We start from the raw sequence: 6,638 nt of genomic DNA, 5'->3' as shown, positions 1-6,638 counted from the left end.
CTGCCGCTGCGCGGAGCGATTCCCCAGCCCGCCCCTTCCCGAAACCGGGCTCCGCCCGGACCGTTCCGGGCGCTTCGCGCCCGGTGCGCTCAAACGCCGCGCGGGCTGGATTTTGCGGCCCGCCGGCGTTTGAGGCGCGGGGTCCGGGCCGGGGTGGGGAAGCGATCCGCGCAACCGGCAGCGGTTAGGCGGGGGTTAGGGACGGGGTGGGGGCGGCGACCGCGGCGCGGAGGGTGCGGGACTGGTCCTCCGGGGTGTCGGAGGCCAGGAGGGCGGAGAGGACTGCGATGCGGGCCTGGCCGGCGCGGAGGGTGCCCGTGGGGACGGCGCCCGCTGCGACGAGGTCCACCGCGCCGCCGTGGGTGTAGATCTCCGTGACCGGGCCGGCGGCGACCCGTGTGGTCAGGGCGACCAGGACGCCGTCCGCGACGGCCGCCTCGACCGCGGCGACGATCTCCGGGGTGGCGTTGCCGGCGCCCGTGCCGACGAGGACGATCCCGCGCGCGCCCGCCGCGACCGCGGCGTCGAACAGGACCGGGTCCCCGTCACAGTGGTGCATCACCATGTCCACCCGCGGCGGCAGCTCCGGCATGGCGGGCAGCGGCAGCGGCAGCGGACGCTGCGGGGAGCGCAGCATGGCGACCTTGCCGAAGCCGATCTTGCCGAGGAGTTCCCGCGAGGGGTCGGCGAAGGCGTCCAGCGCCACGGACTGGGTCTTGACGGTGCCGCGGGCGGCGTGGACCCGGCCGGCGAAGCAGACGAGGACGCCGAGGCCGCGCGTGGTCGCCGCGGTGAGCAGGGCGTCGTAGAGGTTGCCGGGGCCGTCGCCCTCCGCGGTACCCATCGGCATCTGGGCGCCGGTGAAGACGACGCTGCGCGGGTCGTGGTGGTGCAGGTCGACGAGGAAGGCCGACTCCTCCAGGGTGTCGGTGCCGTGGGTGACGACGATGCCGTCGACGCCGGGGTCGGCGAGCACCTCGTGCACGGTGCGCAGCAGGGTCAGCTGGTGGGCGGTGGTCAGCCGCGGGCTGTTGACGCTGAACAGGTCCACCACCTCGACGGTGACGCCCTCCGGCAGCGGCGCGGTGGCCATGACCTCCCGTCCGTCGGCGTCGGCGGCGAAGCCGGAACCCTGCCAGCGGCTGGCTATCGTGCCGCCGGTGCTGATGACGACGATCCGACCCATGGCCGCCCTTCCTCCCGAACTCCCCGAGGGGTGACATCTCGTACAGATGTTCCGTAGAGAGCAATGATAGGGACTCCGACGCGCAATTCGATTGCCGGTTTCACCAGGCCCGCGGCAGGCCCTCGGGTGATAATTGCGCCGTGGACGCCATCGACCGCGAAATCTTGCGGGAGCTCCAGGCCGACGGCCGGCTCAGCAACCAGGAGCTGGCCCAGCGCGTGGGCCTGACCCCCTCCCCCTGCATGCGCCGCGTGCGCCAGTTGGAGCAGGACGGGGTGATCCGCGGCTATCGGGCCGTCATAGATCCCGAGGCGGTCGGCCGCGGCTTCGAAGTGCTGGTCTCGGTGGAGGTGCGCCGCGACCGCGAGGCCGTGGAGGCCTTCGAGGCGGCCCTCCAGGACATCCCCGACGTCATCGAGGCCTACCGGCTCTTCGGCAGCCCCGGCTGCCTGCTGCGGATCGCGGTCGCGGACCTGCGCGCGTACGAGCGCCTGTGGATCGAGAAGCTGACCGCCCTGTCCGGGGTCACCGAGGTCAACTCGCAGATCATCATGAAGCGGATCAAGGGGCCCACCGGTCTCCCCGTCTGACCCGCGACGGCCCTCCTCCGCCCGATAGCGCTGCCGCCGGCGGCGATAACCCGGCAATAAGGCCCCCTCCTACCTTCTGGAGCCAGAACGGATGCTCACACCAGAAGGGGGTGCCGCATGGACTTCCGGCTTCTCGGGCCGGTCGAGGCCAAACGGGGAGGCGGCAGCACGGTCCCGCTCTCCGGTTCCAAGGTGCACACGGTGCTCGCCGCGCTGCTGCTCTCCGAGGGCCGCGTCGTCTCCGATGCCCGGCTGAGCGCCCTCCTGTGGGGGTGGAGCCCGCCGGCCACGGCGAGCGCACAGATCTACACGTACATGTCGAGGCTGCGCAAGCACCTCGGCGAGGAGGCCTCGATCGTCCGGCGCCAGCCCGGCTACGTGCTGCACGCGCCCGGCGCCTGGACCGACCTCACCGAGTACGTCCGGCTCGACCGGCAGGGCCGCGAGGCCCTCGCCGAGCACCGCCACGCGGACGCCGCCGCGCTGCTGCGGGAGGCGCTCGACCTGTGGCGGGGCACCGCACTGGCCAACACCACCGAGCAGATGATCGAGGCGGAACTCCCCCGGCTGGAGGAGACCAGGATGATCACCCTGGAGAGCCGGATCGAGGCCGACCTCGCCCTCGGCGGGCACGAGCAGGTCATCGCCGAACTGACCGCCCTCGTCGCCGAGCACCCCGTACGGGAGCGGTTGCGCGCGCAGCTGATGACCGCCCTGTACCGGTGCGGCCGGCAGGCCGACGCGCTGCACACCTACTACGAGGGGCGCGCGGTCCTCGCCGACCAGCTCGGCGTGGACCCGGGCGAGGCGCTCGGCTCCACCTACCAGGCGGTGCTCGGCGGGGACCTCGGGCTGACGCCGGCCACGCCCGCGGCCGCCGTGCCGAGCCGGTCCGGTGCGGCCGGCGGGGTGCGGGCGACGGGCACCGCGCCCGGCGCCCCGGCCGTGCCGGCCATGCTGCCGGCCCCGTACGGGGAGTTCACCGGAAGGCGGGCCGAGCTGGCCGCCCTGCGTGCCCGGTTGAGCCGCGAGGACGGTCGCCCCCGCCGCCTGCTCATCACCGGCATGGCCGGGGTCGGCAAGACGGCGCTGGCGGTGCGCGCGGCCCGGGCCTGCGCGGCGCGTTTCCCCGACGGGCAGTTGTACGCGGAGCTCCGCCATCCCGACGGCACCCCGAAGGAGCCCGCCGAGGTGCTGGTCCGGTTGCTGCGCGCGCTGGGCCGGCCGGAGGCTGCCGCCGCCTCCGGCGACCCGGAGGAGCTGGTCCGGCTGTACCGGACGCGGACCGCCGACGCCCGGCTGCTGCTCGTACTCGACGACGCCGTCGGCGACCGGCAGGTGGCCCCGCTGCTGCCCGCCGGGCCCGGGGCGGCCGTGCTGATCACCAGCCGGGCCCGGCTGGCCCGGGTGGCCGGCGCGGACACCACCGCGCTGACCCCCGTCGACGACGACGAGGCGCTGGAGCTGCTGGCCTCGCTCGCCGGCCGGGACCGGCTGGAGGCCGAGCCGGACGCCGCCGACGACGTGGTGGCGTACTGCGCCGGGCTGCCCCTGGCGTTGACGGTGGCCGGGGCCCGGCTCGCCGCCCGGGCGCACTGGCCGGTGTCACGGCTGGCGGCCCGGCTCGCCGACCCGGACGCCCGGCTGGGCGAGCTGGCGTTCGGTGACGTGAGCGTGCGGGATTCGCTCGTGGACTCCGTACGCCGGCTCGACGGGCCGGAGCTGGCCGCGCTGACGGGACTCGCCGACGGGGACGGCGAGCCGTTCTCCGCCCAGTACGCGGCCCTGGTGCTGGGCACCGCGGAGGAGGACGCGGAGGCGGCCCTGGACGGTCTGGTGGACCGGGCCCTGCTGGAGCTGTCCGGGCTGGACGCGCAGGGGCGTCCCCTGTACCGCTGCCACGACCTCGTCAGGCTGCTGGCGGCCTCGCTGACGACCCGTGAGCTGGACGCCGGCCGGGCCCTGCCCTCCGCGGTGCGGTGACCCGACCCGGCGGCGGTCACCAGGAGCCGTGGGACCGGGCGAACACCGTGCCCGTCGGCCGCAGGGCGGGCTCGATGGCCTCGCGGACGATGGTCCACACGTCGGCGACGACCCGCTCGCGCGGCGGCCGCGGCGACCGCGACAGCGCGTCGGCCGCGATCGCCCAGGCGGACGCGACGGCGGCCGTCGCCCGCACCTCGGCGGACGGCTTCGGGGCCTTGGCCCGGGCCCGGCCCACGTCGATCCGGAAGGCCAGTTCGGCGGCTTCACGCAGCTGGACCCCGCGGACGACGCGGTCCGCCGGCAGCGCGAACACGGCCGGCGAGAGCGGGTGGGCGTAGACCTGGCGCACCCAGGTGGAGAAGCGCAGCCGCTCCCGCTCTTCCCAGCCGCCGCGGGCAGCCGGACCGGGGTCGTCGCGCTCGACGGCCTCGGCGATCTGCGCGAAGTACGCGGTGAGGTCCTCGGGGGCCAGGCCGAGCAGCTGTGCGGGCGAACCGGACGCACCGGCAGCGGCGTCGGGGGCCTGCGCCTGGGGGGCGGCACCGGCGGCCCGGTCGGCGATCAGCTGCTCCACGGGGAAGTAGGACTCGATGGTCATGGCTGGACGGCCTTTCGCTGGGGCGGGGACGGGGACAGGGGCGGGAACGAGCGGGGGACGGTAGGGCGGGGCCGGTCCGCCGGCAGGGCGGGCGGGTCAGTGGTCCGGGTGCGTGTGCACCGGGCCGTGCGCGGCCGGGCCGGCCGGCCGGGCGAGCGCGACGGCGACTCCCTCGACGAGGGCGAGGTCCTCCACCGTCCAAGCGGTGGTCCGGCCGCGGTGCGTGTGGAGGATCCGCACCGGTCCGGGGCGGGCCGGATGCGTTTCCAGCAGCCCCAGTTCGGTTCCGGACAGGCCGAGGCCGGTGGCCTTGACCACGGCCTCCTTGCGGGTCCAGATGCGGTGGAAGGCCGCGTCCCGCTCCGGACCGGCCGGTAGGGCGCCGAGGTGACCCCGCTCGGCGGCGGTCAGGTCGGGGTCAGCTGTTGCCGCGGCGCGCACCGGCCGCAACGCCTCGGCGTCCACGCCTATGGCGGAGCCGGTGCCGACCGCGAGGACGCAGGCCCCGGCCGTACGGCTCATGCTCAGCACCAGCGGCACGGGCGGGGCGGCGAGCCGGGGCGGGCCGTGGCCGGCGTCCCCGCAACCGGGACACGCGCTCCGGGCCAGGGCCAGCTCCCCCGGTTCGAGGCCGAACAGGCCGGCCAGTGCCCGGCGGGCCGCGGCGCGGGAGCGGACGAAGGCGGCGGCGTCCCGTTCGGCGGGCAGGGACAGTGCGCGCCGGAACTCCTCGGTGTCCAGCAGCGGCAGGTCGGCCGGGTCGGTGCGCTCCGGCGGGCGCCAGCACCAGACGTGCGCCTCGCCCCGGGCGGCCATCGCACCGGCCACGGACGTCGCCGTGCCCGGGGTGCCCTCCTCGCGTAATGCCATGGAAATCCCCCTCTCTTCTCCCCCGTCGGACGTATTGCGGACGCGCGGCCCCGGGTCCTCGGCGGGACGTTCCGGAGACAAAGCCGCCCCATGAGAATGGTGGGGGCAACTATCCCTCGGCTATACCTGTCGACGGGGCCACGAAGGCCCTTTTTCCCATAGGACCGGGATAGTTCGGGTCCGGAAACTGACTCGGGTCAGCCTTCATCGACCCGAGGAAATTCCTTCATGCCTCACATTCAAGAGCACACCCTCACCCTCGGCTCGGCCGCCCCGGTGGCGGGCGCTTTGACGCTCACCGACGCCGAGCGCGACGCGATGCTCGCCCTGGCGGCCGACGTCCTGGCCTCCTCCCCCGCCCTGATCGACGATCCGGCCTGGCTGGACACGGTCCGGGACGCCTCCGCGATGCTGCCGCGCCCGCTCCTCACCCTGCTGCGCCGGTTCCGGCACGACGCCGGGCCCGACGGGGTGCTGCTGGTGCGCAACGTGCCGGTGGTGGCGGACGAACCGCTTCCGGTGACGCCGACCGTGCCCGGCTCCGTGGAACGCGTGCCGGCCGTCGCCTCGGCCCTGGTCACCGCGGCCATGTCGCAGATCGGCGAGGTCATCGCCTATCGCAGCGAGAAAACCGGCGCACTCGTGCAGAACGTCGTTCCGGTGCCGGGCAGTGAGCGGTCCCAGAGCAATGCGGGTTCCGTTCTCCTGGAACTCCACGTGGAAAACGCGTTCCACGACAACAAGCCCGATTACGTCGGCCTGCTCTGTGTCCGCGAGGATGCGACGGGCGAGGCGAAACTGTGCACCTCCTCGATACGCCGGGCCCTTCCGCTGCTGTCCGGGCAGACCGTCTCGGTGCTCGCCGCGCCGCGGTTCCTCACCGAGCCCCCACCGTCGTTCGGCGGCCTGAACTCGGTGACGCCGGCCCACCCGGTGCTGGTCGGCGACCTCGCCGACCCCGACGTCCTGGTGGACTTCGCGGCGACGCACCCGCTGGACGACGAGGCCGCGGCCGCCATGGACGAGCTGCGGGAGGCGTTCATGCGGACGATGTCCGCGATCGCGCTGCGCGTCGGCGACCTCGCGGTGGTCGACAACCGGCTCGCGGTGCACGGCCGGACCTCCTTCACCCCCCGCTACGACGGCCAGGACCGCTGGCTGCACCGGGTGTACGCGCACCTGGACCACCGGCGCAGCCGGGTGGACCGCAAGGACGGCGGTGCCGTCCTCGACTGAGCGCACGCTCCGGCGGCCGCACGCGCGGAGGGGCGGCCCCCCGGGGGGGGCGGCCCGCCCGGGGTCGCGGGGGGCCGGGGCCGAGGGCGGCTGGATCACCAGCGCGCCGCGGCGTACCAGCCGCACCGGACGCCCGGCTCGGGCACGGACGGAGCCGGACGGACCGGCGAAC

6 protein-coding genes are annotated in these 6,638 nt (G+C 75.0%); 3 read left to right on the top strand and 3 right to left on the bottom strand.

Features of this window, described 5'->3' with window-relative positions; translation table 11 throughout:
* Positions 1 to 184 precede the first annotated feature (184 nt).
* Positions 185 to 1,186 (bottom strand): asparaginase, encoded by a 1,002-nt coding sequence (locus tag ACFV7Q_RS37980; RefSeq protein ID WP_385435511.1) that lies wholly within the window; start codon positions 1,184 to 1,186, stop codon positions 185 to 187.
* Positions 1,187 to 1,326: 140 nt separating this feature from the next.
* On the opposite strand from ACFV7Q_RS37980, the gene ACFV7Q_RS37975 reads away from it, so the two are divergent.
* The gene (locus tag ACFV7Q_RS37975; protein ID WP_360638911.1) at positions 1,327 to 1,776 is read left to right on the top strand and encodes an Lrp/AsnC family transcriptional regulator; all 450 of its coding nucleotides are present in this window, start codon (positions 1,327 to 1,329) and stop codon (positions 1,774 to 1,776) included.
* A 117-nt stretch (positions 1,777 to 1,893) separates the two neighbouring features.
* Complete coding sequence (locus tag ACFV7Q_RS37970) at positions 1,894 to 3,759, top strand: BTAD domain-containing putative transcriptional regulator (protein ID WP_385435510.1); 1,866 nt, start codon at positions 1,894 to 1,896, stop codon at positions 3,757 to 3,759.
* Positions 3,760 to 3,775: 16 nt separating this feature from the next.
* Here the strand turns inward: ACFV7Q_RS37970 and ACFV7Q_RS37965 are convergent, their stop codons facing one another.
* Both ACFV7Q_RS37965 and ACFV7Q_RS37960 read right to left on the bottom strand, forming a co-directional pair.
* The gene (locus ACFV7Q_RS37965) at positions 3,776 to 4,360 is read right to left on the bottom strand and encodes a hypothetical protein (protein WP_385435509.1); all 585 of its coding nucleotides are present in this window, start codon (positions 4,358 to 4,360) and stop codon (positions 3,776 to 3,778) included.
* A 96-nt stretch (positions 4,361 to 4,456) separates the two neighbouring features.
* Entirely contained in the window at positions 4,457 to 5,230 is a 774-nt protein-coding gene (locus tag ACFV7Q_RS37960) for a 4'-phosphopantetheinyl transferase family protein (protein ID WP_385435508.1), read from the bottom strand.
* Positions 5,231 to 5,458: 228 nt separating this feature from the next.
* On the opposite strand from ACFV7Q_RS37960, the gene ACFV7Q_RS37955 reads away from it, so the two are divergent.
* Positions 5,459 to 6,466, top strand: coding sequence for a TauD/TfdA family dioxygenase (locus tag ACFV7Q_RS37955; protein ID WP_385435507.1), 1,008 nt, complete (start codon positions 5,459 to 5,461; stop codon positions 6,464 to 6,466).
* Positions 6,467 to 6,638 lie beyond the last annotated feature (172 nt).

This window comes from Streptomyces sp. NPDC059851 (assembly GCF_042732005.1).
Classification (GTDB): domain Bacteria; phylum Actinomycetota; class Actinomycetes; order Streptomycetales; family Streptomycetaceae; genus Streptomyces.
The sequence above is the reverse complement of the archived record's forward strand: the minus strand, read 5'-3'. Positions and strand labels throughout refer to the sequence as shown.

Bases quoted from the DNA above. Each gene is read 5' to 3' on its own strand.
- ACFV7Q_RS37980 (WP_385435511.1), bottom strand. From the start codon at position 1,186: ATGGGTCGGATCGTCGTCATCAGCACCGGCGGCACGATAGCCAGCCGC.
- ACFV7Q_RS37970 (WP_385435510.1), top strand. From the start codon at position 1,894: ATGGACTTCCGGCTTCTCGGGCCGGTCGAGGCCAAACGGGGAGGCGGC.
- ACFV7Q_RS37965 (WP_385435509.1), bottom strand. From the start codon at position 4,360: ATGACCATCGAGTCCTACTTCCCCGTGGAGCAGCTGATCGCCGACCGG.
- ACFV7Q_RS37960 (WP_385435508.1), bottom strand. From the start codon at position 5,230: ATGGCATTACGCGAGGAGGGCACCCCGGGCACGGCGACGTCCGTGGCC.
- ACFV7Q_RS37955 (WP_385435507.1), top strand. From the start codon at position 5,459: ATGCCTCACATTCAAGAGCACACCCTCACCCTCGGCTCGGCCGCCCCG.